The organism is Candidatus Zixiibacteriota bacterium, assembly GCA_020853795.1.
Taxonomy (GTDB): domain Bacteria; phylum Zixibacteria; class MSB-5A5; order CAIYYT01; family CAIYYT01; genus JADJGC01.
In genome coordinates this window covers 1-25337 of sequence record JADYYF010000145.1, presented here as the reverse complement: position 1 = coordinate 25337, position 25337 = coordinate 1, and the positions used below count along the sequence as shown (strand labels likewise).

Genomic DNA, 25337 nt, shown 5'->3' with positions numbered 1-25337 from the left:
TCGAATCTAATTATTGACGTCGACTGCAACTTGACTCTTACCGCGAACTTTTCGGACCAGATCATCCAGCAAAGTATATACGACTGGTACGACAACCAGCGTCAATCCGGTTGAAGTTATCAGGCCGCCGATCACCGCCCGCGCGATGCCGGCGCGCAGCTCCGCGCCCGGCCCAATTCCCAGTGCCAGCGGCAACATCCCGAAGATCATCGCCGCCGTCGTCATGATGATCGGGCGCAGCCGCACCGAACTGGCCTTCACGAACGCCTCCGTGCGCGGCGTTCCCCGCCGCAGATCCTGCTTGGCAAAATCCACCAGCAGGATGGCGTTTTTGGTCACCAGCCCCATCAACATCACAATGCCGATCAGCGACATGATCGATATCGAACTCCCCAGCAAGAGCAGTCCGAGAAACGCTCCCAGCAGCGACATCGGCAACGACAACATGATCGCAAACGGATCAGTCAGACTTTCAAATTGTGACGCCAACACGAAATAGATCAAAATGATCGCCAGGAACAACGCTTCAATAATATAGCCGAATGACTCCGCCTGTATTTCGGCTTCGCCAGTAGCGTAAATGCGATACCCCGGCGGCGTCGGGATCTGCCCGGCCTTCGCCATCGCGTCGGTGCGCACGTCGCCGGCAAACCGCCCGGAATTGTTTGCCGAGACTGTAATCGTCTTCATCCGGTCATAGCGCGACAACTCCGCGACTGCGCTGGCCTCCGCGAAGTTCGCGACGTAGCTCAGTGGGAACTGCTGTCCTTTCTCGCCGTCAATCTCCTTCGATGACGGGATCAGGATTCGCGACAGATCGGACAGATCATTGCGGTCCTCCGGGCGCAGCCGCAACCGCACATCCGCCTGCCGGTCGCCCTCCTGAAACTTCAGCGGCACCACGCCGTTGACCAGATACCGCGCGGCCAAAGCAATCTGCGACACATTCAAACCCAGATCGGCGATCTTCTCCCGATCCAGCGCGACCTGCAACTCCGGTTTGCCCTCACCCAAGGAATTATCTACCTCCACCGCCCCGGGCGTGGCTCGCACCGAGTCCTCGACCATCGCCGCCAGCGCAGTCAACTGCTCCATTCGCTCTCCGGCCACCGAAATCTCCACCGGCGAACCGCCGCCACCTCTCGAGTTCTCGCTCGAGAAACTCAACCGCAATCCCGGGTACGCGGCCAATTCCCTCCGCAGCGCACTGATCACCTCAAACGATGACCGTTCGCGCTTGTCCAGCTCTACCATCCGCACCGTGATCGTCCCTTCGTTGTCCGGAGTGATACCGGAACCGATCGTCGTATAGACGTCCTGAATCTCCGGATACGTGCGGAGGACCTTCTCCACCCCCGCCGTCAGCGTCGCGGTTCCGTCCAGACTGGTGCCGGGCGCCGACTTCACGGCCACGAAAAACTCGCCCCGGTCATACTCCGGGATGAACTCCGTGCCGATCAACGGCACCAGCATCAAACTCCCGACAAAGGTCAGCAGCGCCGCCGCCACAACCACTCCGCGGTGGGTCAAGGCGTAACGTACGGCAATTTGCAGGTAGTCGTTCAATCGCTCGAACAGCTGGTTCCACCAGTTGGTGAACCGGTAAATCGGGTTTTTCGTCGCCTTGTGAAATTCATGTTCGCCGCGCAACCAGCGCGATGACAGCATCGGTGTCAGGGTAAACGCGACAAACAGCGAGACCGCCACCGACACCGCCACCGTGATGCCGAAGGCATAAAAGAATCGCCCGACGATCCCCTTCATGAACGCCACCGGCACGAACACCACGATAATTGTAAACGTCGTCGCTAGCACCGCCAGCGCGATTTCGCTCGTGGCGTCGTAGGCCGCCTCCCCCGGTTTCTTGCCGTACGCGGAATGTCGGTAAATATTTTCGATGACGACAATGGCGTCGTCGATCAACAGCCCCACCGCCAGCGACAGCGCCAGCAGCGTCATGAAGTTCAGCGTGAAATTCAGCGCCCCCATGAATAGGAACGTCGCGATGATCGAGGTCGGAATCGCGATCGCCGAGATGATCGTCGCGCGCGTGTCCGCGAGAAAGAAGAAGATCACGATGACCGCGAGAATGCCGCCGTAGATGATGTTGACCACGACGTCATGCACCGCCTCTTCCGTAAACTTCGAATTGTCGGTCGCAATCACGATCTCGACGTCCTTCGGCAATTGCTGCCGCAGTTCTGCCAGTCGCGCCTTTACCTCCGCCGCCACGTCGACGACGTTGGCGCCCGATTGCTTGATCAGCGCCAGGCCGACAGCGCGCCGCCCATTCAGGCGCGAAATCGACTCGATCTCCTTCGTGGTGTCCTTGACGGTTGCGATATCGCGCAACAACACCTGCACCCCGCGGTCGGTCTTGATGACCGTATTCGCGATCTGGTCGACCGTGACGTACTTGCCCAGCGTGCGAATCGAAAAGTCGCGCTCCCCGCGCTCCAGCTTGCCCGCCGGCAATTCCAGACTCGCGGCCTGTACCCGGCCCTGCACGTCGAAAATCGACAGATTATAGGCTTCTAGCGCCGTCAGATCCAGCTCGACCAGAATTTCCCGCTCTTCGCCGCCGATCAACTCGACGTTGCCGACGCCGCGAATGTTCTCCAGCGCCTTCTTGATATCCTCCCGCGCAATCAGCGTCAGCTCGCGCGCCGACCGATCGCCCGAGACGGCCAGCGAAATGATCGGGATTGACATCGGGTCATATTTCTGGATTACCGGCTCCTCCATGTCGTCGGGCAAATCCCGGCGGATCCCGGCAATCTTCTCGCGCACGTCTTGCGCCGCGACGTCGTCGTTGACCTCCAGCTCAAACTCGGCAAACGTAAACGCATACCCCTCGTACGACTTGGAAGTAATGTGCCGGACCCCCGACACCGTGTTCATCGCGTCCTCGATCTTGGTCACGATCTCCGTCTCCATCGTCTCCGGCGACGCACCCGGATACGACACGGTCACCACCACGAACGGAAAATCAATATCGGGAAACATCTCGACGCTCAAATCGCGGTAGGCAAACAGCCCGAGCACGACCAGGGCCAGCGTGACCATGACCGTAAACACGGGACGGTTGATGGCTATCTTCGAGAGTATCATACTAATTCTTGTCCCTTACAACCGGGTACCCATCCGCCAAAAATCCCTGCCCCAAATAAACCACCTCATCCCCCGCCTCGATACCGGAGAGAATCTGCACCGTCGTCTCGTTGTAAATCCCGACGCTGACCGTCCGCGCGTAGGCCGTGTCGTTCCTGACGATGTACAGCGACTGAACGCCCTCCTCCGAAATCAACGCCGCCTGCGGCACGCGTAGGGCGTTGTCGGAACTCGCAATCGCAAACCGGGCCTTGGCGAAGGTCCCCGGCATCAACCGGCCGCTCGGATTCGGAACTGCTACCTCGATCGTGAACGACCGCGTCTGGGGATCCGCCGCCGAGGAGATCCGCGTCACCGTGCAACTGTCCACCGTCTCGGCGCTGGCCACGCGCACGCTCCCGCTCATGCCGCTGCGGAATTGCCCCGCCAGGCTGGCCGGCACCCCGAACGACATCCGCAGCGTCTCAATATTCGCCACCCGCGCGGCAATCGTCCCGACCCGCGGCACGTCGCCCACCTTCGGATTTAGCTCCACCAGCACGCCGTTGATCGGCGAGGTCAACTCTACCAGCTCCCGCGCCGCCCGAAAATTGGCCCGTGCCACCTCGAACTGGCTCTCGGCCGCATCGAACGCCGATTCGCTGATCGCCTTCTCATCGTACAAGTACTTCATCTTGCGATGGTTTTTTTCCGCATTGTCAAATGTCGCCTTGGCCTGGAAGTACTGCGACGACGCCCCGCCCTTGTCGAGAAAGACAATCACATCGCCCGCCTTCACGCGGTCGCCGATCCGAAACGGCAGCTCGACCACCGCCTCCGACAGTCGCACCATGATGTCCGCTTGCTTAATCCCCTCCAGCCCCCCGGCGAATTCGCGCTCGGCTCTGATCGGACCGACCTCGGCCATGACCGTCTTCACCGGAATTGTCGGCAACATCGTTGCCGTCTCGCCGGAGTTCTTGCCGCACGATGTCAGAATCGCCGTCGCCGCGATTACCGGAAATATCCAGCGCAGTCTCATCTATTGCTCCTTTAGCTCATTGATCTGGTTGACACCCGTGACGCGCAACAGGCGATACACGGCGAGTGCCGCGTCGTGGGTGGCCTGGACGTAGTTGGTGCGAGCCTGCGTCAGCGCTGTTTCCGAGGACAGAATCTCCAGCTGTGTCCCGACGCCGTTCTGATAGCGAATGCGCGCAATGCGCAGCCCTTCTTCCGCCTGCTCGATCGTCTTGATCTGCGTCTGCAGGCGCTCCGTCGCTTCGTTGTAGCTCAAAAATGCGTCGCGCACCTGCAGCTCCACCTGATCGCGCAGCTTCTCGTAACTCAACTCGGCCTGAAGATTGTCCACCTTCGCCTTGCGGATGCTGGCTTTGGTGGAGAAGCCGTTGAAAATCGGAAACGACAGATTGATCGTCGCCGTCCAGCTGGGCGACCACTTGTAGCCCTCCAGGCCGAAGTCGTCTGATTGATAGCTCCAGCCGTAATGACTCACAAAATCGAACTTCGGCGATCGCTCCGCTTTGGCAATGCCGATGGCGCGCTGCGTGATCTCCGCCAAACGCTCCTGCCGTTGCAGCGCCGCGCGCCGCGCCAGCGCCACCTCCAGCAATTGGTCGAACCGGTAACTCTGCTGCGCCAGCGTCGAATCAAAGTCATAGCGCAGCGTTACCTCCTCGCGGCGGTCGGCCGCGATCAAATTCTCGAGCGCGTTCAGTGCCAGCGTCGCTTGATTCTGCGCCTGCAAGAGCTGCGGCTTCAGATTGGCCACCTCGACCTCGGCGCGCAACTTCTCATACTCCGACACCACCCCCTGGGCCTGCATCTTGGCAATCATCTCGTGGTTCAACTCCGCCGTTGCCAGTGCGTCGCGGTACACCGCCACCACATCCTGCGCCAGAATGGCGTTCAAGAACGACTGCCGGACCGCGAACTTAATCTCCGCTTCCGTCTCTTGCACCGCCGCTTCCGTGTACCTGCGATAGAGCCGCGCAATCTTGATTGCGCCCGCCACCTTGCCTCCCTGCCAGATCGGCTGCTTCAAGGTCAGGCCGGCGCTGATGCTGTTGTCGGTGCCCAGCTTGAAACTCATCCCGCCGAATACCACTTCCGGGATTTCCAGGTTGCGCGTGTAGCTCGAACTGAAGCTCAAATCCGGCAGCGCTTCCGCCGTGGCGCGCTGAATCTCTGCCTGCGCCCGCTCCAATTCCGCCCGCGCCATCAGATAGTCCTGGTTGTTGGCCAAGGCCTCGTTGACCGCCTGCTCCAGCGTCAACTCCCGCCCCTGCCCGCTGCCGGCCAGACACGCCAGCATCAGGATCAGCGCGACTGCATAGGGTGTCTTCCTCACTTGTGGATTCCTTTCAAAATATCAGCCGCGGCACGGGTATCGGCATCAAGCGAATGCCCGCGTCCGTAAATCTGCCGCTCAATAATCACCTTGGCTATCGCCAGGAAACTCAGCGCCGCAAAATGCGGATCGACCGCCCGGAATTCACCGCTTTCAACCCCGTGCGTGATGTGCCGCGCAATCTCCTGCGCCAGGTGCTCTTCGCCGTGCGGCACCATGCGGTTGAGTTTAAGCCGCCGATCCGGCCGCTCGACGAAAATAACCCGGTAATACTTGGGATTCGTGACGAAAAAGTCCACAAATTCCTTGATCCCGCGTCGCGTTTTTTCGTCGAATCCGCAGTCGCAGTGCGCAATTTGTCCCATCTTCTCATGGAGCATATCGTGGCCTCGCTTCACCACCGCCGCATACAGGTCGAGCTTCGACGGATACTGCCGGTAAATCGTCCCCTTACCGATCTCCGCCTTTTCCGCGATCGCGTCGACGTTGCACTCGTCGTACCCGAACCGGGCAAATTCGTCCAGCGCCGCGTCGAGAATCATCTTTTGCCGGGCCGGCGCCGGTAGTACCTGGCGTTTCTTGCTCTTGCCTGATCGCATATCACCCATTAGACGGACTGGTCAGTCCGTCGGTTGCAAAAAAAAGAGCGTTAAATCCAGTTTTTTTTCTTGAAGAAGATCAATAAGCCCCCAATCACCGCCACAATCAACAGCACCGCAAAGGGATAGCCGAATTCCCATCGGAATTCCGGGATGCTCTCAAAATTCATTCCGTAAAACCCGACAATGAACGTCGCCGGCAGAAACAACGCCGATAAAATCGTCAGAAACTTGATTACGTCGTTCGTCTTGGTCGAAACCATCGAAAAGTACAGATCCATCGCCGAATTGATCGAATCCCGCTGATTGTCCGCCGTCGAAATCATCACGTGCAGATGGTCGTTGATGTCGGAGAAATAAATCGCCGCCTTGGAGCTGATCACGTCGAACTTCTCCCGCGTAAACTGCGACATCACCTCCGACTGCGGCACGATCACCCGCCGGATGATCGACAAGTCGCGGCGAATCCGAAACATCCGCCGCAACACCTTCTCGTCCGGGTCCTCGAACACCTGCGCCTCCACCAAATCGACTTCCCTTTCCATCGTATTGAGCGCGCTGAAATAGGTGTCAACGATGTAGTCGACAATCGTGTGAAACAGGAAATCCGCCCCCCGCGAAATCAACCGGCTGTCGCGCTGAATCCGCTGCAACACCGTCTCCAGCGAATTCACCGGGTGAAAATGCACCGTCAGCACTGCGCTTTTCGTCAAAAACAACCCGATGCCCCGCGCTTCGATCTCGGTCTCCTGCATCGGCGGCCCCAGCACCTGCACGATCGTGAAAATGTAATTGTCGTAGTCGTCCACCTTGGGGTGCGACATCTCGGATAGCACGTCTTCAATGGCCAGGGGATGGAAACGAAAATCGGAGGTCAGAATGTACGACTCTTCGTCCGTCGGCGCGAACAAATCGACCCACAACACCGCGTCCGGTCGCGCCATCAGCTTGCGGAAATCCTGCACCCCCTCGGAGTAGCTCAACCCGTCATCGGGCGTATAATAAAACGACCTGATCATTGACCTACTCTCCTGCCGCCGGCAAATCCGCTCAAGCAGGTGCCGCCTGCGCCGTTGTGGTGCGCGCGACGCCCGTCTCGTGAAACCTCGTAATAAGACGGTTTCAACAGTGAAGTCAAGTTTGATTTCAGGGCACGAAGTGCGGCTCCTGCGCCTCCACCTCGACCTCCTTGCGCAGTGCCCGGAAGGTGACATGGTGGGTGAACATGAAGTAGATCCCGATCGCGAAGACCGGTACGATGTCCATAAAATGCAACACCAGGCTGAACGCCCCCGCCTCGGCCTTGGGAACATTGAAGAACTCATGCAGCACGTTGATCACGATGAACTGGAACGACCCGATGTTCCCCGGCGAAATCGGTATCAACAGCAGGAACGAGTTGACAATCACCACGACCACCCCCGCCCAGGCCGGGACCTCCAGCTTGAAGGCCATGATCAACATCACGGCAATCATGACATGAAACAACCAGACCAGCCCGGAATACCACGATACTTCGAGAATGCGCTTGACGCTCTTGAGCGAGGCCATCCCGTTGATCATCGAAGTCGCCCACTGCTCCAGCTTCACGTATAGCTTGGGAAAACGCTTCCGAATTTTCGTCTTGCCGAAATAGACCAGCGCCCGCTGATTGCGCCAGATCAGGAACACGATAATCAGCAGCAACCCCACCGCCAGCGCGGCGTATATCTCCGCCTGCCGAATCCACAACGGAAACTTGAAGATGAACGACGCTGCGTAGACCAGCACGATCAACGAAATCCCGTCAAACAAGACCTCCATCGCCACCGTCGTGAAGCAGAACGTCTTCGACAATCCCTCCTGCTTCGACAGCATCACGATCCGGCCCGCCTGCCCGGTCAGCGCCGGCAGCGACAAGTTGATCATCTGCCCGACGTGAAACAGCGCAAACACCCGCGTCCGCGTGATCGGCCGATAGTCGCGGATCAGCGCCCGCCAGCGCATCCCCTTGGCCCAGTTCATCGCAATCGCGCACAGGAACGATGCCGCCAGATAAAGAACATTGACTCCGGCCAGCGTCTGCCAGAGTTCATGCAAATTGATCTTGTAGAAACTGAGGAACAACAGGCCGATGGCGATCACCACGCCGGCGGCTTTCTTCCAGTCGAAGTTCGCTTTCAATACTCCCGCCTGATTGCAATGCGCTTGGAATTGAGAAGATACCCCCTGCGCCGGCGGGTGTCAATAAAATCGGTGATCACCCGACGCTCAGATCGTCAGCACGTCGCTGCGCCGCACCCACCCCTTCAGCTGATTGGCAAACAGTCCCAGGTAGTAGTCCGCGCGGCTGTCCAGAATCTGAAACAGCAGCCCCTCATGCGCCTCAAACTGCACCTCAAAGTCGGTCCCCGGCCCCGACAGCACATCCGTTTGTTCGACGACCACGACCCCCTCTTCCACCAGATAGTTGCTTTTCAAGGTCCAGATCATCGCCCCGACGCAGATCGCCGTCACCACCCCCAGCGTGATCAGCCAGCCCGTCGGCGACCGCTGCAATTTCCCCGTCCGCTTCAGCGTCAGCAGCAAAAACAGCCCGCCGAAGGCCAGCAGGCTGATCAAAAAGTACTGGTTCGGCGACAGCGTATTCAGCACCGAGCCGATCTGCGACTGGAACAGTGCCTTGTCCGAGGCTTCGATCTTGTCGACGGTAAACAACTGCGCGAACTGGAGATTGGCCTTGATGTCCTCATCCTCCGGCGCCAGCCGTTGCGCCCGGCGGAAATTTGCGATGGCGTGCCCGAGCCGCCCCGACTTGTAGTACGCGCAACCGGCATTGTAGTAAAGCTGCGGCGAGGCGTAGCCGCGATCGATGATCTGCTGCAGCGACTGCGCCGACTCGGAAAATTTCCCCTGGTCGTAAAGACTGATCGCGGCGCGAAAATCCTCTTCCACGCTGGCGCGCGCTGCGCTGACGCCGAGGGTAAGCAGAAGGACAATCACGATCCGCTTCAACGCGTCTTCTCCAGGTCGATGATCAACTGTCGGGCCTCCTCCCACATCCGCTGCATCTGCGCCGCTCGCGCGCCGCCCGGCGCAAAACGGCCGAAGTCGCATTGCTCCAACAAGCTCAGCATCTTCTCGATCAGCGTGTCGTTCTCCTTGCCGGCGGCAAATGCCTTGATCTGGTCGGCCGTCAATCCGAATCCCGGCAAATTATAGCGATCAGCAAAATAATCAATCAGAGATCGGCTGATTTCGGTATAAAACGCGTCCGCCGCGTTTCCGTTCAGATGCTCCTTGGCCTTCGCCAACCGGCCCTCGGCCATCTTGCGCGCCTGTTTCAAACGCCGGAATCCCTGGTCCGACTCCAGCTTCTCCCGCCGCCGCTGCTGCTGCGCAATCACCACGTACGCCGCAATCGGCAACGCATACAATAAGGCAAACAGCGGGCTCATCACCAGCGGCTTGCTCCGCCGCGAATTCAAATTGCCCACTTCCGACTTGAGATAGCGGATATCCTTCGCTCCCGCTGTCGGATCGATCCGGTTGCTCTGCAAGTTCTGCATCTGCGACGTGAACCGGTCCGTCGAGGGCGCCACCTCCAGCCGCACCGGGTCGGTGCTGATGATCTTGTACGCGCGCGCTGCCGGATCGAAGTACGAGAGACTCACCGAGGGCAGCACGTAGGCCCCCGCTCGCTTCGGGATAAACACCTGCTCGTACGTCTTGGTCCCGCCAATCCGGTAATTCACGCGCTCGACATTCTCCGAATCACCCGCCTGATAGGAACGAAAATCCGCCAACTGCGGCGGCTCCGGCAGCGTCACCGTCTTGATGTTGCCCGTGCCGGAAATCTTGATCGTCATCGTCACCGGCTCGTTCGCCTCAACCTTGGTCTTGTCTACCGTGGCGCTGATCCGGTACTGCCCGACTGCCCCGGAAAAATCGGCCGGCTTGCCGGCCTCCGGCAGCGGCAGCACCACGACCTTGAGCGGCTCGGAAGTCAGCTTCACCGACTTGGTTTGGCCGAACATCCCGAAATCGTCGAAGATTGAAAAGGGATCGCGATTGCGCCGGCGCTCCTGCACCAGACAGGTGATTTCCGCCGCGCCGATCGTCTGCACTCCCGGTCCCGTCGGGAACAAGGCTGTCTTGAGTTCCTGGACGCGGTAATCGCGGCCATTGACCGTCTGAAAATCGGTCTTCTGCTGCCCCAGGTCCTCCACCCAGAAACCCGTCTTGTCGGGCGGTTTGTAGTCGGGATTCTGCAACAACTCGATCGCATTGTAAAACCGCAGGGCTAGCGTGGTTTGCTCGTTGACGTAAACCGTATCGCGATCCAGACTGGTGCGAACAAACAGATCGTCCCGTGAAATCCCCGTCTGCTGCTGCTGCTGCTGTTGCTGTTGCCGCCGCTGCGCATTCGGGTCGCTCGTTCGCGCCTGTTGCGTCGCCCGCGCCGGAAACACCTGTACGACCTGCGTCTCGGTCGTATAGCGGACACCGTCAATATCGAGCGCAAACGCCGGGATCACCAGCCGCCCGCTCTTGTTCGGCGCCAGCCGGAACACATACCGCTTCGACTGCTGCGATTGCCCATTCACCCAGGTGAAACTTTGGCTGGTGCCGGAAGAGTAGACATTGAAGTCCTGCAGATCGGCCAACTGGATGTTCGGGTAACGGCTGACCTCGCCTGAGATCTCGATCGTATACTCGACCGTCTCATCCTGCGTCATCTGGCTCTTGTCGATCCGAGAGGCAACATTCGCCTTTCCAGCCCACACGAGCCCGGCCGCAAGACCCAGCCACGCAACTACTGCGATGACTTTCCACCTCATAGCGCCTACCAATCCTTGCCGGAGGGATATGCCGGAATGCCCATCCGTTGTCGGGTAACCTTCTTCTGCATATCCTTCTCGTCATTGTTGATCGCCCGCAGAATCCGCATCGCATCCTCCTTGCTCATCTTCTGCTGATCGGGCGCCTGCTGCTGCTTCTCGTCGCCCTGCTTCTGCGCGCCTCCCTCCTGCTGCTGCTGATCCTGATCTTCCCCGCTTTCACCCTGCTGCTGCTGTTGCTGCTGTTGTTGTTGCTGCTGTTGCTCCTGTTGTTCGTTTCCACCTTGCTGCTGCTGTTGCTGTTGCTGCTGCTGATCCTGCTGTTTCTGATCCTGCTGCTGTTGGTCCTGCTGCTGGTTCTGATCCTGTTGCTGCTGTTGATCCTGCTCTTGCTGCTGGTTCTGTTGATTCTGCTGCTGCTGTTGTTGTTGCTGCGCCTGGTCCTTCAGCTTCTTGCGCGCCAATTCAAGGTTGTATTTCGCCTCCGCATCTTCCGAATTCAACTCCAGCGCATGTTTGTACGCCGTGATGGCCTCCGCGTATCGCTCCGCCCGAAAGAAACTGTTGCCGAGATTGTAGTACGCGTCCGCCTGCAACTTCTCGTCCTGCGTCTCCAGCGCCTTGGTAAAACGCTTCACCGCATCCTCAAAGCCCGTCTGGCCGTACAACGCCGTGCCGATGTTGAACTCGATCAGCGGATCTTGCGGCTTCTCAATCTCCGCCTCGCGGTACGACTTCAGCGCGTTCTCGTAGTCCTGCTTCTGCGCCGCCTCATTACCGCGCTTAACCAGTTTGCGGTAATCCGCCCGCGCGCTGCCCGTTGTCGTTAGGACCAGGAGTGCCAGGGCTAGACTAAGCAGTCGCATCATTCGTACCTCCGTTGTTCTTGCGCCGCCGCCGCTCCGACAACAGCGCCTCCGCCGCCAGCAGCACGATCGCCCCGGGCAGAAGGTACTGGAACCGATCCTCGTACTGCGTCATCAGAATATCGTGCAATTCCTTCTTCTGCATGCTCGCGATCTCCTGATAGATCTCATCCAGTGCTATTTCGCCTTGCGCCGCATGATAGTACCGTCCGTCGGTCTCGGCGGCGACACGCTGCAAGGTTGCTTCATCCAGCCGCGTCAGCACCAGCTCGCCCGCTTCATCCTTCTTGTAACCGACCATTTCGCCCCGCGCATTGCGAATCGGTATCGGCTCACCCTCCGGCCGCCCGATCCCAATTGTGTAAATCCGCACTCCGGCCAGCTTGGCGTCCTGCACTGCGCGATCCAGCCCCTCGCCGAAATCTTCGCCGTCGGTGATCACGATCATCACCTTGTTCTTCCGCTCCTTGCTGACGAACCCGCCCGTCGCCGTGGTGATCGCCTCGGCCAGATTCGTCCCCGGATACGGAATCAGATCGGTGCTCAGCACATCGACAAACAACTCCGCCGCCGAATAGTCCAACGTTAGCGGACACTGGATGAACGCTCCGCCCGCGAAGGCCGTCAGCCCGACCCGGTCCCCCTGCAAGCGCGAAATCAACCCCCGCACCTCCTGCTTGGCGCGATCCAGCCGGTTCGGCTTCATGTCCTCCGCCAGCATCGAGGCCGAGCAGTCTACGACAATCATGACATCCTGACCTTCGCGCTTCAAGACCTCCATGTGCGTCCCGAACTGCGGCCGCGCCAGACACAGCACCAACAGGATCATCCCCAAAAAGAGAAACGCCATCTTGTAATGCCGGCGGCGCGGCGAATAATTCTGAATCAAATTCCCCAGCAGCCCGCGGTCGGCAAACGTCTCCAGCAGCCGCTTCTTCTTGCGCGCGCTCCACCAGAAAAACAACGCCAGCGCGGCGATGATCAGCAGTCCCCAGAAATACTCCGGCGCGGCAAATCGCATCTCGTCCTCGATCTACTCCATTATACGGTTCATACGGCCGCGCGCCTTACGGCAGTCTCCGGAACACTGTCTCGCGCAGCAATAATTCCAAGCCCAGCAGCACGCCCGCGATCAGCAGGACATACGGGAAGAACTGGTCGAACTGCAGATACTCCTTCACCTTGAACTTCGTCTTCTCCAGTTCGGAAATCTGCTGATAGATGTTCTTGAGCATGTCTTCCGAGCGCGCCTGGAAGTACTTGCCGCCAGTGGTCTCCGCGACCTTCGTCAACTGCTTCTCGTCCAGTTCGTGATCGATCTGCACGTACCGCTTCCCGAAGATCGGGTCTTCAATCGGCACCAGCGCCTTCCCTGGCCGTCCGGCACCGATCGTATAAATGCGAATCCCCAGCGACTTGGCGATATCGGCCGCCGTCAAGGGATCGATCTCTCCCGCATTGTTGACACCATCGGTCAGCAGGATGATGATCCGCGACTTCGCCTTGGAATCGCGCAGCCGGTTGACCGCGTTGGCAATGCCCATCCCGATCGCCGTGCCGTCATCGACCATCCCGAAGTCCACCTGATCGACAAAGTTCACCAGTACACCGTAATCCAGCGTCAACGGACATTGCGTGAACGACTGCCGCGCAAACACCACCAGCCCGACCCGGTCGTTCTGCCGCCCGCGGATGAAATCCTTGATCACTTCCTTGGCCACCGTCAACCGGTTCTGCGGCTTGAAATCCTCCGCCTTCATCGACCCGGACACGTCCAGCGCCAGCATGATGTCGATCCCCTCGGCGGTAATCTCGGTCGTCTTCTTCCCGGACTGCGGCCGTGCCAGCGCGATCACCAGCGCCGCCAGCACCAGCAATCGCAGCACCTGCAGGATCCGCCGGTTGCGCGCCTTGTTTGACTTGCGGATACTCCGCAGCAGCGTGATATCTGAGAACTTGATCGCTGCCTCCCGCCGCCGTCGAAACATGAAGTAGGCGACCAGCGGCAGAAGCAACAGCAGCCACAGAAATTGCGGATGCGCAAACTGGAACATCAGCCGGCGGCCTCCGCCTGCGGCGCCGAAGTGTACGGCAACGACCGCGTCTGCAGCACAAAATCGTACGCCATCTGGTAGTGCCGTTCAATATCCGCCTGCGTCGGATCGTACTTGGCAAACTTCACCAAGTCGCATTCCTCAAGTAGCCTGTGGATCGCCTCTTCTTCGACTTTGTCCAGCGCCAGCCCCCGGAATTCCCCGATGATCTCGTGCGTCGTTCGCTCCAATGCCGAAATTCCATAGCGTCGCTCGAGATACTTGCGAAACACCTCCGACAGCCGCAAGTAGTACGGCTTGTACAGCCCCTTCGCGATCAAATCGGAATTGCGCAGCGCCTGCAATTCCGCCAGCGCGATCTCCCACGGCAACCGGTTGTCCACCGCCTCCCGCCCCAGATCGATCGGCTTGCCCGCGCGGCGATAAAAGTACAGGAACAACAACACCCCCAACGCCACCGCCGCCGCCGTGATCAGCACCCACAGCGGGATCCGGCCTTCGTAGTCCTTCGGCCCGCGCAGCGGCTTGATGTCCTCGCCCTCTTCTCCCTTCAACAGCGAATTGACCTTGATCGCAATCGGGTCGGTCGCAATCGTCTTGCTCTCGCCCGCCCGGTCCTGGTATCGAATCGTAATCGGCGGAATCTGATAGTCGCCGGTCGTGAAGGTCGTGATTTCGTACGACTCGGTGCTCACCCGCATCCCACCGCTGACTTCACTCTTCCGGGGCGTGTAGTCCTTGATTTCAAACATCCCCAGGTTCGTTCCGACCGCCAATGAGTCCACCAGTAACGACGTATCGGCGCTGATCTTCACCGTGTAGCGCACGTGATCGCCGATCGTAATTGACTGCTTGTCGATCGTCGACTCGACCGTAATCCGGTCCTGCCCGCGTACCGGCGCCGACAGCATCAGCCCGGCAAGGATGATTAGACTATAAACTGGCCGCATTTCTCTTATAGATGTAAGTTCGCTCGCTGCTATCGGCGGCATGGTAGTTCGCCTCCAGCGCTTCCCGCCATTCCGGATAAACCTGATAGTCGACGATGACCAACTCCGGCCGCCGCGCTGCCAAAGCGGAATTAATCGCGGCCGTCGTCAACAAGTGCATCTGTTCAAATTCTGCCGCGGAAATCTTCAGGGGAAAATGAAATCCGACATGCTCCGATCCCGGCAACTGCGGCCGCATCGCCAGCGCCGCATAGCCTGCCCACTCCGACAGCACCGTGTCATTCGGTTGCGACTGCGACTCAATCTTGCCGACCACCGCTTTCAACTGCGTCCATTCAAATCGCTGGTCCTGCTCACGCGGCGAAACAATAAACAGCACCACAAACGGCAACAATCCGACCAGATACAGCATCCCCGCCGATCGCAGAATCAGCCGCAGTTTGGCCTCCCGCAGCACGAACGCCGCGCACGGAACCGTCAGGAGCGCCAAATAGGGGATCGTCTGCTGAAAATATTGCAGGTGCACCGGCGTCGGCACGAGATAGACCAGCGCCAGGACCAGCGCCACCACTCCCGCCGGCTTCAACCAGTCCGGCGCTTGCTCCAGTTTCTGCCGAATCAGCAGCCATGAGGCCAACGCGGCGCCCAGAAGCAGAATCGTTTGTGGCAAGGCCAGGAACTTCCCGAGCACGGTGAGCTTGTGCAGTACGAGCGCCGAAAACGGCTCGATCGGCTCTCGCTGCAGGTGAAACCCCAGATTGTTGAAGAAGAACTGGGTCGGTGCGCTGATGGCGATCCACAGCGCCGGAAGCGTCGGCAGCGCTATTCCGGCAATTGCCGCCACTGTCAACTTCCCTGTCGCTGCACCCTGCCTTCGCCCGCGCGTAACCAGGTAGTAAAGCAACACCGGCAAGAGCACCAGCATCACTGACCGCAGATTCGCTGCCAGCGCCGTCAGCGCCATAATCCAAAACACCCGCCCGTATCCAGGTTTCTCATCGCCCCGGACAAACGTCAGATAAAACGCCGCAAAGATCAGCAGATCGATAAACGCATACGGCTTGAACACACTATGCCAGGTCAACGCCAGCCCGTTGATCGCCACCAGCGCCGCCGTCACAACGGCCGCTTCGCGATTTCCGCTCGTCTTCGCCACGAAGCGATAGCACAACGCCGTCAATCCCAGGCTCGCTACGACCGCCAGCACGCGCAACAGCTGCAACGATTCCATTCCCCAACCGCCCAGCGGCGCAAAGATCAGCGGAAACAGCGGTGACTGCGGATAGAAAAAATCAATGTGCGGCACCAGACCGTCACTGACACGCTGCGCCGCCGCCAAATAAAACCCTTCGTCGGCATCCACCACCCGCGTGAACGCAAACACCAGCGCCACCGCTGCCTGCGCCGCCAGTATCCACACCAGCCCTCGGTGTTCGCGCGCCCAACCCATCTACCGGAACCTCCGCTCGCGCATCTTGAAGAACTTCGTCAGCGGAAGGAAATAGTCGTGACCGGTCGTCAACTGCACGAAGTCGATATTCATCCGCCGGAACGCCTTCTCCAACTCCGTCGACAACTCCGTCGCCTGCAATCCAAACTGGCGGCGAAAATCGGAATCGGACGTGTCGATCGCGATGATCTCGCCCGTCTCGGCGTCCTCGAAGTCGATCAGCCCGAAATCCTCCATCCGCGCCTCGCGTTCGTCGCCGATCTTGATCGCCACCACGTCGTGCTTGCGATTGGCAATGATCAGATCGCTGGCGTAACCGGAGCTCAGAAAATCGCTCACCAAAAATACTACCGACTTACGCTTGATCACGCGGTTGAGATACTCCAGTGCGTTGCCGATATTCGTCGACCGCCCCACCGGCTTGAAATACAGGATTTCCCGTATCAGCCGCAGCACGTGCCCCCGCCCCTTGCGCGGCGCGATGTACTTCTCCACTTCATCCGTGAAGATGATCATCCCGACTTTGTCGTTGTTCCGGATCGCGGAGAACGCCAGCAATCCGCAAATCTCCGCCGCCATCTCGTCCTTGCGCTGCGTGCGCGTCCCGAATTGCCCCGAGGACGACGCGTCCACCAGCAGCATCACGGACATCTCCCGCTCTTCGCGGTACTTCTTGATGAACGGCACCCCGGTGCGCGCCGTGACGTTCCAGTCGATCAGCCGCACGTCGTCGCCCGGCTGGTACTCGCGCACCTCCTCGAATTCCATCCCCTGGCCGCGAAAGGTCGAATGATATTCCCCCGCAAATACGTCGTTGACGGCCCGGCGCGTGGTGATCTCGATGCGACGAATCTTCTTGAGAATCTCGGACGGCAGCACGCCTACGGTACCTCAACCTCGTTGAAGATCTTGGTCACGATCGCCTCGGAATCCACCTCCTCGGCCTCGGCCTCGTACGTCAGGATTACCCGGTGCCGCAACACATCCATCCCGATTGTCTTCACGTCGTCCGGCGTGATATAGCCGCGCCCGCGCATAAAAGCGTGCGCCTTCGAAGCCAGCGTCAGATTAATCGTCGCGCGCGGCGAGGCGCCGTAATCGATCAGCCCCTTGATATTGAGATTGTAGGCTTCCGGATTCCGCGTCGCGAACACCACGTTGACGATGTATTCCTTCACTTTGTCGTCGACGTAAATCTTGTTCATCACCGACCGCGCTGAAATCAGATCTTGGGGACTGATTACGGGATTGACCTCGAAAGTCGCGCCCACCGTCATGCGGTTGAGAATCTCCAGTTCTTCGGCTTTGGACGGATAGGTCACCTTCAGCTTGAACATGAACCGGTCGACCTGCGCCTCCGGCAACGGATAGGTCCCCTCCTGCTCGATCGGATTTTGAGTCGCCATGACCAAGAACGGCTTCGGCAGCGGATGCGTGGTGTCGGCGATCGTCACCTGCCGCTCCTGCATCGCCTCCAAGAGCGCCGACTGCACCTTTGCCGGTGCGCGGTTGATTTCATCCGCCAGAATCATGTTGGCGAAGATCGGTCCCTTCTTGACCGAGAATTTGCCGTCCGCCTGCGAATAAATCATCGTCCCGATCAGATCGGCCGGCAGTAAGTCGGGCGTAAACTGCAGCCGCTGGAAATCAGCCTTGATCGCCTGACACAGCGTCTTAATCGCCAGCGTCTTGGCCAACCCCGGCACCCCCTCGACCAGGATATGCCCATCCGCCAGCAGCGCCATGATCATCCGATCGATCAAATACTCCTGACCGACAATGACCCGTCCGACCTCACTCTTGAGCCGAAGCACGAACTCGTAGTTGCGCTCGACTTCGGCCTGAATTTGTCTGATGTCTTGATCCACCTCTTTATCTCCCAAACTGGCTGTTTATTTCGAACAATTTGTACGACTTCATTTTACAAGCAGTTCCACGATTTTTTGCGCGCGCGCCGCCGCCGCCCGTCCCTTCTGCACATCAACCTTGCCCGTCCCGAACTTCACTTCCTCGCAGAAGGCAAACAGCTCCTTCACCGTCCCGCGCAGCTCACCGTCCAGCCCCCGCTCCTCCATCCAGCGTTGTACGTCCGCAAAGGTGTACCCGCTCAACTTTGCCTCATGTTTGTTCTCCAGAAGCGTGATGACAAATCTGCTCACTTGGCCGGAAAACTGGCGAAAATCCTCTCGATCAGCCAGTTTCATGATCCCCGCGAACTCACCCGCGGCAATATCCTTCCAGTCAGGCGCGACTTCCGGACTCTCCGATTTACGTCGCCGCGAATAGACGAAACCTACTCCTGCGATCACCAAAACTGCGCCGATCCCAACATATAGAAACAGTAGGCCACTCCCTCCACTTCTGGATGGTCGTGGTTGTTCAATCGTGACTGTAATCGGCTCAGAACTGAGGGTATCAGCACCTTCTGCCGTGGCAAATTCTACTTGGAAAGCCGGGATGGTCACTTCTCCGCTTCTCGCCGGAATAAGTGTATACGTATAGCGCCGAAGCACTTGCTCGCCTTGCCGCTCAACACTGCTTCCCGATCCACCCATCCGAAAGCTCACCATCTCCGGCGGTGGCAACGGCTTGGTCTTGACTCCCGCACTGTCGACAGTCACCTCGAGCGTCAGCTCGATCACATCTTCGAACGCCAACTGCACCTTGTCAACCCGCGCCTTGAATCCTATCTCCCCGGATGCGACTCCGGTCGTCAGAACCATCGCTACAATTAAGGTGATTAGTGTTCTTCCCATCATACTTGATCTACTACACATCAACCTGATACTGTTTCCCAACTTAACACTATTTAACACCGGCCGCCGCCAATGCGACCAATGCCGGCACCATCAATACCTTTAGCACTACTGATACCCGCCCAGCAAAACCAACTGGGTCTCGACGCAAATACAGGATAAATAATATCGCCAACGGCAGGTCCACTCCAATGATCACAATCGTCAAATATGTTATCGATCGATTCAAAGCGCCATCGGCTGCGACGCTCGCCAGTACCACCAGCAATCCGATCAAACTCGCGATCAGCCGCGCCCGCCCCGCCCCGAATCTGATTGGCACCGTCGTCCGGCTCAGGACCCGATCGCCGGCAATATCCTCAATATCCTTGACGATCTCGCGCATTAAGTTGAATAGGAATGTCAGCGTGATCGCCGCCAGGACTGCCGACCAGTCAACCGAACCGGCGTTCTTCTGCCACGTCGGCAACAGGAAGACTGATGCACAGAGCGCGGCCACAACGATGTTGCTCACCAACAATCGCGATGAAAGAGCCTTGGCATAAAGCATCAGTACCAGCGCAACCGCAACATAATAGCTGAATAGTCTGGTGCCGCCGGCCAACGCAACTCCGAGCCCAACAACGAGCATCCCCTGCGCGATCATCCACGCTTCCTTCACCGTCACCGCCCCCGACGGCAATGCGCGTTGCGGCCGATTCATGCGATCGGCGCCTTGGTCGAAGATATCATTGATCACGTACCCGAATGATACCAGGAAAAACACCGCGGCAGCTTCGAGGCGCGGCAGCTCCAACCGCCCGTGCGCTACAGCCGCGGCAGCCACCAGTGATAATGCAGCGACCAATCCGTTCAGTGGTCGGATGAGCTTGATTCCGGCAATGATCTTGTTCACAACGCTGTATCGAATCCGAAGTGAACCATTAGTCTATCAAATTGTTTGGACTCCCCCAACGTGAAATCGAGCCGGAACCACCCCAGCGATGTCCGCAGCGACGTCCCCGCGCCGAATCCGGTGAGTCGCAGCTCGTCCGAGGCCGTCCGCAGCCAACCATTGTCGCAAAACACGCGGAGGATCGCATCATCACCCGCAAGATACTGCAGTTCGGTCGCGCCGACCGCACCCTCGCGCGCCAGGAACGCTTTCTCGCGATACCCCCGCAGCGTTGCCACGCCGCCGATTTCAAGAAATTGTTCGAGTGGAATCGGCGTGAAGTCGGATTTTACCTGAAACAACAACCCGTGCTGGTACAGCATGAACCCGCCTCCCACCGCCAGCCAGCCCGACCCGTCAATCACCAACCGCGTCGAATAGCCGGTCCTGACACCGTCACCTTCCGCAAACGACTTGCGATACGCAGTGGCGAACTCAGTGCTGACGCGCACCGCACTCGCGCGCACGGCAGCCGGATCGCGGCCGTCAAAAGCCGTCGTCAGAGCCGCCTCCACAATTCGTGCCGACGGCGCCGTTCGTCCTTCATCCGGCGTAATCTTGTGCCAGCTCAAGCGGCCGCCAAGCCGCCAGTCGAGACCGAGATGATAGTCGATCAGAAGCGCCGCTCGCGTGCTTACGAAGTTCGAGTCGCGATCGACCTGTGCCGCGGCAACTCCAACGTCAAATTCCGTTCCGCCGACATACGGTAGCCCCGCCGTTAGCGCCAACTCGCGCGATGCGGCATTGCGGCGCGACCACCCCCAGCCGACCCGCTCACCATACCCCAGCACATTGAGGATTTCCAGGTTAGCCTGGCCCGCGGGCTTGTTTTCCGGATCGAGCGTCAGAACTCCTTCCAGCGCAAAATTCCGCCTCTCCCGTACCGGAAAGGCGATATCAGCGCGATTTCCATGCAGATCATGCGCGACCTGCGGCTCGCTTGCGCTTGCGACAAAATCAAGTCGACGCAGAGCCTGGGTCGACGCCTCGACGGCACTCTCCCGGTAAGGCGCCCCCGGCTTCAACTGAACGCGGCGCAACAACGTGTTCGGGTGGCTCGCCACTGTGCCCGGAAAAGTGATCTTGCCGACCGGCAGCCGCGGACCGGCTATCGCCGAAAACCGCAACTGCGCCCGTCCCTGCGCAATCGCAATCTCGACCAGTTGAATACTGGCAAATGGATATCCCGAATCCGCATATGCCGCCACCGCCCCCAAGCCAATCTTCTCGATGAGCGCGGCCGACAGCGGCTCATTCTTGCTGAATCCATCCAATCGCAGATACGCCGAATCGATTCCGCTGACGATCGCATCGCTCAGGCGATAGCGCCTGCCTTCGTCAATCACGACGATGCTATCTTCTGTGGCACTCAACTCGACTTCTGCTTCGAAGAAGCCTGCCTCAGTGTAGTTCGCCGCAATCGCCCGCAGAAGTTCTTCTGCATTCGCCGCGCGCGCCGCCAACTCCCCGAGTGCCCGCGCATCGAAGTGGTGGTTCCCCGTGAACCGCAGCCCGCTCGCGGTCGCGGTCAACACCAAAACCAGCGCGATCGTCCCGAGCGTCCTCATTCAAACCTCGACACCAGTTCGCTGCGCAGGAAGTACCGATTTGGCTCCCCCTCGCGCAGCTCGCAATTTCCCAACACCTTGAACACAAAGGTCTCCGACAGCTTGATATCAACCTTGATCCGCCCGCCATAATGCGTGCCCGTCGGGAAACCCTCCGCCATCTGCAGCAAGATCACTCGATCGTTGTTCTCGCTCACCTGCAGGCCGAAGATTGCCGCTTCAATTCTCCCCGCGGCACCGAGGTTGCAGTTCAGTCCGGGCGCGATGCGCCAACTGGTCGACTCCAAGTCCAACGAATCGGCGTGCTCGTGCGCGAACGTCGCGGCCACCACATACTCAAACTTCCCGGCATAGCGCGTTCCTCCCAGTTCAATCCGGCGCTCGCTCAGAAACAGATTGAGTCGTCCCCTCTCGCGCCAGGTCCGACTGCGTCCAATCGCCGCAGCCGAAACCAGACCCCACTCGCCGATGGCCTGGTTCAACCCCGCCCGCACCTCTTCGCTCTCCCGCCGTCCCGGGAACGCCAGATCCAGCCGGTTCACGTCGCGATTGCGCGTATATGACACTTCTGTCCGCAGTCCGATCCCGCGATCATAGCGCTGCAGACGATAGTTGTCGTTGCGCTGCGAGTACGTCTCGGCATTGTCAAACAACCGCACCGGCGGCACGAGCCAGTCCCAGCCAAAACCGGCGTCGGCAGCGCCGATCTCGCGCAAATTGACCTCGTAGCGCACGCTGACGCCGCTCGTCGCGGCACTGCGCAGAAACTTGTCCAACCGCACCTCCAGCGCGCAGCGTTTCTCCGCGTCGATGCTCTGCCTCGCGGTACCGACTTGTTCGGTCACCAGGATGTAGTCTCCCCGTGCCTGCGGAACGTAAACCGAGTCGATCAGGACGTAATCCCCCTCGCCGTCATCCACCTTCAAGTACGTCTGATTCGATTGCGACACGCCGCGGCGATTCAATCGATAGTTGGCGGTCAAGTCGATCCCGCCCGCCAACGCTGGCGCCAGCAAATCAACCATGCCTGTTTGATAATCTTGACGTGCAGATCCGCCGCGGTAGCGGTTGGCGCTCGCCGTGGCATTGATGCGCCTGTTCCCGCCCAGAGGCCGCGCGACCTGAGCGATGACACTCCGTTTTGAATCGCTCACCCGCCAGCGCCCCGCATTCTCCCAGTTTTCGCGCAATCGCCCCGTCAGCGTCACACCGCCATATTCTCCGCCCGCTTCAATCTCGCGTTTGCTCACGGTCATGGCCGCGGCGCCGTCGGCCTGACTCCGTTGTTGATCATACTCGCCGCGCGCCAACAGCACGACCGGCAACTTGATGGTGCGCACATCCGGCTTGATCCGAATCAGCTTGCGCTCGAGCCCATCTTCTTCCGCTGCCGCTGCGTCGATCGCGACATTCGCTGCCAGGTTCAGCCGTCCGCTGCTGCTGAAGCGCAGGCCGGCGCGCTCCGACCGAAACCCCGCACCTTCCCGCGTGATTCCACCCAGCAGTTCGCCGGAAAGAGTCGAATCCGGCCGCAGGGTCACCGCTGCATCGTAGCGATTGCGATCGCGTTGACGGCTCGACGAACGCTGCCACACGTAATCGTCATCAACCTGATCCATCCGGCTGAAACGATAGAACTGCGCCGGAAGATACTCAGCCGCAATCTGCGCCGTCACGACCCGATTCCGCTGCCGATACTCCAACTGCCCGAATCCAGCCGCTTGCGCATTATCGTGATCATCCCGCGCCGAAAACCGATTGCGATCATAGTTCGAGTATGCCAACTCCCCGGCCAACATTAGGTCCGAAGTCAGCGCGATTGATCCGGCGGTCGCCACCGCCTGTGCCGCCTCCGGCAGCGGCAACCGACGTACCGGCGCGTACCGCCCCAATCCCGCGCCGACATACTCGTACCGGCCGCTGCCCAGGTACAGATAGTCACCCCCCTCGGTCTCGCTGAACGCCACTCGATAATCACCGTTGCCCTCCCCGACATACTCGTAGCGGACACCGCCGGCAGTGTCCGTCTCGACACGATAATCACCGGCACCCGCCCCAACCAGCGTCGCACCGGAAACCACTGCGGCGGCGGGATCATCACCGGCCGAAGTCAGGGCGGCGATGTCGCCCTCGGTCAGATCAAAGTCCAACGGGTCATTGCGGGCGCCGATAACACCGGCATAGCCGAATGCCAGTATGTTTGCACTGTCGCCGTCCGTCACCTGGGCGCCGCCGGTGAACATCGTCTTGCGATATTCAAGCCGCTGAAATTCAAATTCCACCCGCACCCGATCACCGGTATCGAGCACGCGCCGTCCGGTGAAAAACAACTCGCCGCGCAAATAGTCGATGTAATAATCCTGGTCGCGCCCCCGCTGCAGCTTGATGCCGTTCAGCCACACGACGTCCGAGTTCTCCACTACGGCAACCCCCGGATTGCCGCTCCGGTCGCGGAGGCGGTACGGCCCGTAATTGCCGTCCTCCGTCGTGAATTGATTGTCGAGGAAATTCCCTTGTGGCACCGATACCGAGGCTTCCGTCCTGACCCGCCGTTGCCGGTACTCCAATTCCAAACCTTGGACCCGACGCTCCAACGTCAGAAATCGAAACCGGTCCCGGCGCAGCGGGAAGCTCCCGAACACCGAGTGCAGGCGCGGCGATTCCACCTCCAGGTAGACATTCTCCAGCTCCGAAAATCGCCGCGTCACCAGCCGGCTATCGCGCAGGCCGCGGTCGGAAAAACTCCCGCGCACCAACACCCCCGGTGCAATTTCGCCCGTGACGCTCATGGTCAATCCTTGCGAAAGATTCGAGCGCCCGCGATCGGAGACGTCGGCATAAAAGCTCTTGCTGCCGGAGACCTGCAGCTTGCTCGGCGACCGTGACGGCGCTTGCGCGGTCGGCGTCTGCGGCGATGGCGCTTGCGCCAGCGCACCGGTCGTGCCGTATTCGCGCAAAGCCAACGCGCGTCCGATCAGACTGTAATCGCGACCGAGCACGGCCGTCGCCGAGTCGCACCCGGTCCTGCCCGCAAGCAGGCATGAACGACCATCACTTACTACATAGTCAATTCCCACCCGCAGCGTGTCGTCACCGCAGGCAATGATGGCCCGCAGCGTCTCGCCGGCGCCAATTTCCAAACAACTACCGGCGGTGAGTGCAATCTTGCGCTCCACGACTAAACCGGAGCGTTCTTGAGCAATGAGAGGTAAGGCGCAGATGGCGATGAGGCCGATTACCGGCCCGATCCGCGCGGCTCGGTAAAGATCACGGCAGGGCTGCCGCGATTTCATATATCACGATGCGATTGTTGCCGGTGTCGCATACGAAGATCTTCCCGTCGGCGCGTACTGCCAGTCCCGTCGGGTTGGCGAAGTTCAGCCCGCCGCCGCCGCTACTGCCCGTCGCCGCGATCACGCTCCCGTCTCGCCCCAGCACTACCAGTTCGTTGCGCTCCTTGTCGGTGGCAATCAACTGCTCCGATTGCGGCTCGAAGTCGCCCAACTCGCCGACCCCGGACAGCGCGATTTTGCCGTCCGGATTGCCGAAACTATCGAAGATGTAAATCGTGTTGCGATCGCGGTCGTAAACGTAAACATCGCCGGCCGCCGTCAGCCGGATCAACGCGCAGTGGGCAAACCCGCCGGCCGGAAACAACTCCTGCTGGCGCGCGTAATCCTTGTCCAGAACAATCACCTTAAGATTGTCCGGATCAACCAGGTACATGTTGCCGAACCGTGAGTACGCCAGCGCGGCGATCTTGCCGAGCAGTTGCAGGTCGGGATTGTAGTTGAAACGCAGCTCGTCCGAGAACACCAGATTGTAGTCCGACCGTATGATGCGGCTGTTACCTTGGTCGAGAATAAAGAAATTGACCCC

At 59.5% G+C, this 25337-nt stretch carries 20 protein-coding genes; all 20 read right to left on the bottom strand.

Annotation, left to right across the window (positions count from 1 at the left end):
* Nucleotides 1–6 precede the first annotated feature (6 nt).
* Nucleotides 7–3111, bottom strand: coding sequence for an efflux RND transporter permease subunit (locus IT585_11605; GenBank protein MCC6963888.1), 3105 nt, complete (start codon nt 3109–3111; stop codon nt 7–9).
* 1 nt (nt 3112) lies between these two features.
* Nucleotides 3113–4132 (bottom strand): efflux RND transporter periplasmic adaptor subunit, encoded by a 1020-nt coding sequence (locus IT585_11600; GenBank protein MCC6963887.1) that lies wholly within the window; start codon nt 4130–4132, stop codon nt 3113–3115.
* Complete coding sequence (locus tag IT585_11595) at nt 4133–5461, bottom strand: TolC family protein (GenBank protein MCC6963886.1); 1329 nt, start codon at nt 5459–5461, stop codon at nt 4133–4135. It lies immediately after the preceding gene.
* Nucleotides 5458–6069 (bottom strand): TetR/AcrR family transcriptional regulator, encoded by a 612-nt coding sequence (locus tag IT585_11590; GenBank protein ID MCC6963885.1) that lies wholly within the window; start codon nt 6067–6069, stop codon nt 5458–5460. The genes IT585_11595 and IT585_11590 overlap by 4 nt, the downstream gene beginning before the upstream one ends.
* A gap of 41 nt (nt 6070–6110) precedes the next feature.
* Complete coding sequence (gene corA / locus IT585_11585) at nt 6111–7079, bottom strand: magnesium/cobalt transporter CorA (GenBank protein ID MCC6963884.1); 969 nt, start codon at nt 7077–7079, stop codon at nt 6111–6113.
* Nucleotides 7080–7206: 127 nt separating this feature from the next.
* On the bottom strand, nt 7207–8223 hold the full coding sequence (locus IT585_11580) for a flippase-like domain-containing protein (GenBank protein MCC6963883.1): 1017 nt from the start codon (nt 8221–8223) through the stop codon (nt 7207–7209).
* 87 nt (nt 8224–8310) lie between these two features.
* The gene (locus IT585_11575; GenBank protein ID MCC6963882.1) at nt 8311–9054 is read right to left on the bottom strand and encodes a tetratricopeptide repeat protein; all 744 of its coding nucleotides are present in this window, start codon (nt 9052–9054) and stop codon (nt 8311–8313) included.
* Entirely contained in the window at nt 9051–10880 is a 1830-nt protein-coding gene (locus tag IT585_11570) for a protein BatD (protein MCC6963881.1), read from the bottom strand. Before IT585_11570 ends, IT585_11575 begins: the two co-directional genes overlap by 4 nt.
* A gap of 5 nt (nt 10881–10885) precedes the next feature.
* Nucleotides 10886–11749 (bottom strand): tetratricopeptide repeat protein, encoded by an 864-nt coding sequence (locus IT585_11565; GenBank protein ID MCC6963880.1) that lies wholly within the window; start codon nt 11747–11749, stop codon nt 10886–10888.
* Nucleotides 11733–12767, bottom strand: a complete 1035-nt coding sequence (locus tag IT585_11560; protein ID MCC6963879.1) for a VWA domain-containing protein — start codon at nt 12765–12767, stop codon at nt 11733–11735. Before IT585_11560 ends, IT585_11565 begins: the two co-directional genes overlap by 17 nt.
* A 46-nt stretch (nt 12768–12813) precedes the next feature.
* Nucleotides 12814–13800, bottom strand: coding sequence for a VWA domain-containing protein (locus IT585_11555; GenBank protein MCC6963878.1), 987 nt, complete (start codon nt 13798–13800; stop codon nt 12814–12816).
* Nucleotides 13800–14750 carry a hypothetical protein gene (locus tag IT585_11550; GenBank protein ID MCC6963877.1) on the bottom strand — a complete coding sequence of 317 codons (951 nt, stop codon included), beginning with the start codon at nt 14748–14750 and terminating at the stop codon, nt 13800–13802. The genes IT585_11555 and IT585_11550 overlap by 1 nt, the downstream gene beginning before the upstream one ends.
* Nucleotides 14734–16200 (bottom strand): glycosyltransferase family 39 protein, encoded by a 1467-nt coding sequence (locus IT585_11545; GenBank protein MCC6963876.1) that lies wholly within the window; start codon nt 16198–16200, stop codon nt 14734–14736. The genes IT585_11550 and IT585_11545 overlap by 17 nt, the downstream gene beginning before the upstream one ends.
* Nucleotides 16201–17079 (bottom strand): DUF58 domain-containing protein, encoded by an 879-nt coding sequence (locus IT585_11540; GenBank protein ID MCC6963875.1) that lies wholly within the window; start codon nt 17077–17079, stop codon nt 16201–16203.
* 2 nt (nt 17080–17081) lie between these two features.
* Nucleotides 17082–18068: a MoxR family ATPase gene (locus IT585_11535; GenBank protein MCC6963874.1), complete on the bottom strand. Its 987-nt coding sequence runs from the start codon at nt 18066–18068 to the stop codon at nt 17082–17084.
* Between the two features lie 48 nt (nt 18069–18116).
* A complete protein-coding gene (locus tag IT585_11530; GenBank protein MCC6963873.1) occupies nt 18117–18863 on the bottom strand; it encodes a hypothetical protein in 747 nt (248 codons plus the stop codon).
* 142 nt (nt 18864–19005) lie between these two features.
* Nucleotides 19006–19851, bottom strand: coding sequence for a UbiA family prenyltransferase (locus tag IT585_11525; GenBank protein MCC6963872.1), 846 nt, complete (start codon nt 19849–19851; stop codon nt 19006–19008).
* Nucleotides 19848–21458 carry a hypothetical protein gene (locus IT585_11520; GenBank protein ID MCC6963871.1) on the bottom strand — a complete coding sequence of 537 codons (1611 nt, stop codon included), beginning with the start codon at nt 21456–21458 and terminating at the stop codon, nt 19848–19850. Before IT585_11520 ends, IT585_11525 begins: the two co-directional genes overlap by 4 nt.
* On the bottom strand, nt 21455–24634 hold the full coding sequence (locus tag IT585_11515; protein MCC6963870.1) for a hypothetical protein: 3180 nt from the start codon (nt 24632–24634) through the stop codon (nt 21455–21457). The genes IT585_11520 and IT585_11515 overlap by 4 nt, the downstream gene beginning before the upstream one ends.
* A gap of 91 nt (nt 24635–24725) precedes the next feature.
* The coding region (locus IT585_11510) for a hypothetical protein (GenBank protein ID MCC6963869.1) at nt 24726–25337 on the bottom strand (612 nt) is incomplete at its 5' end.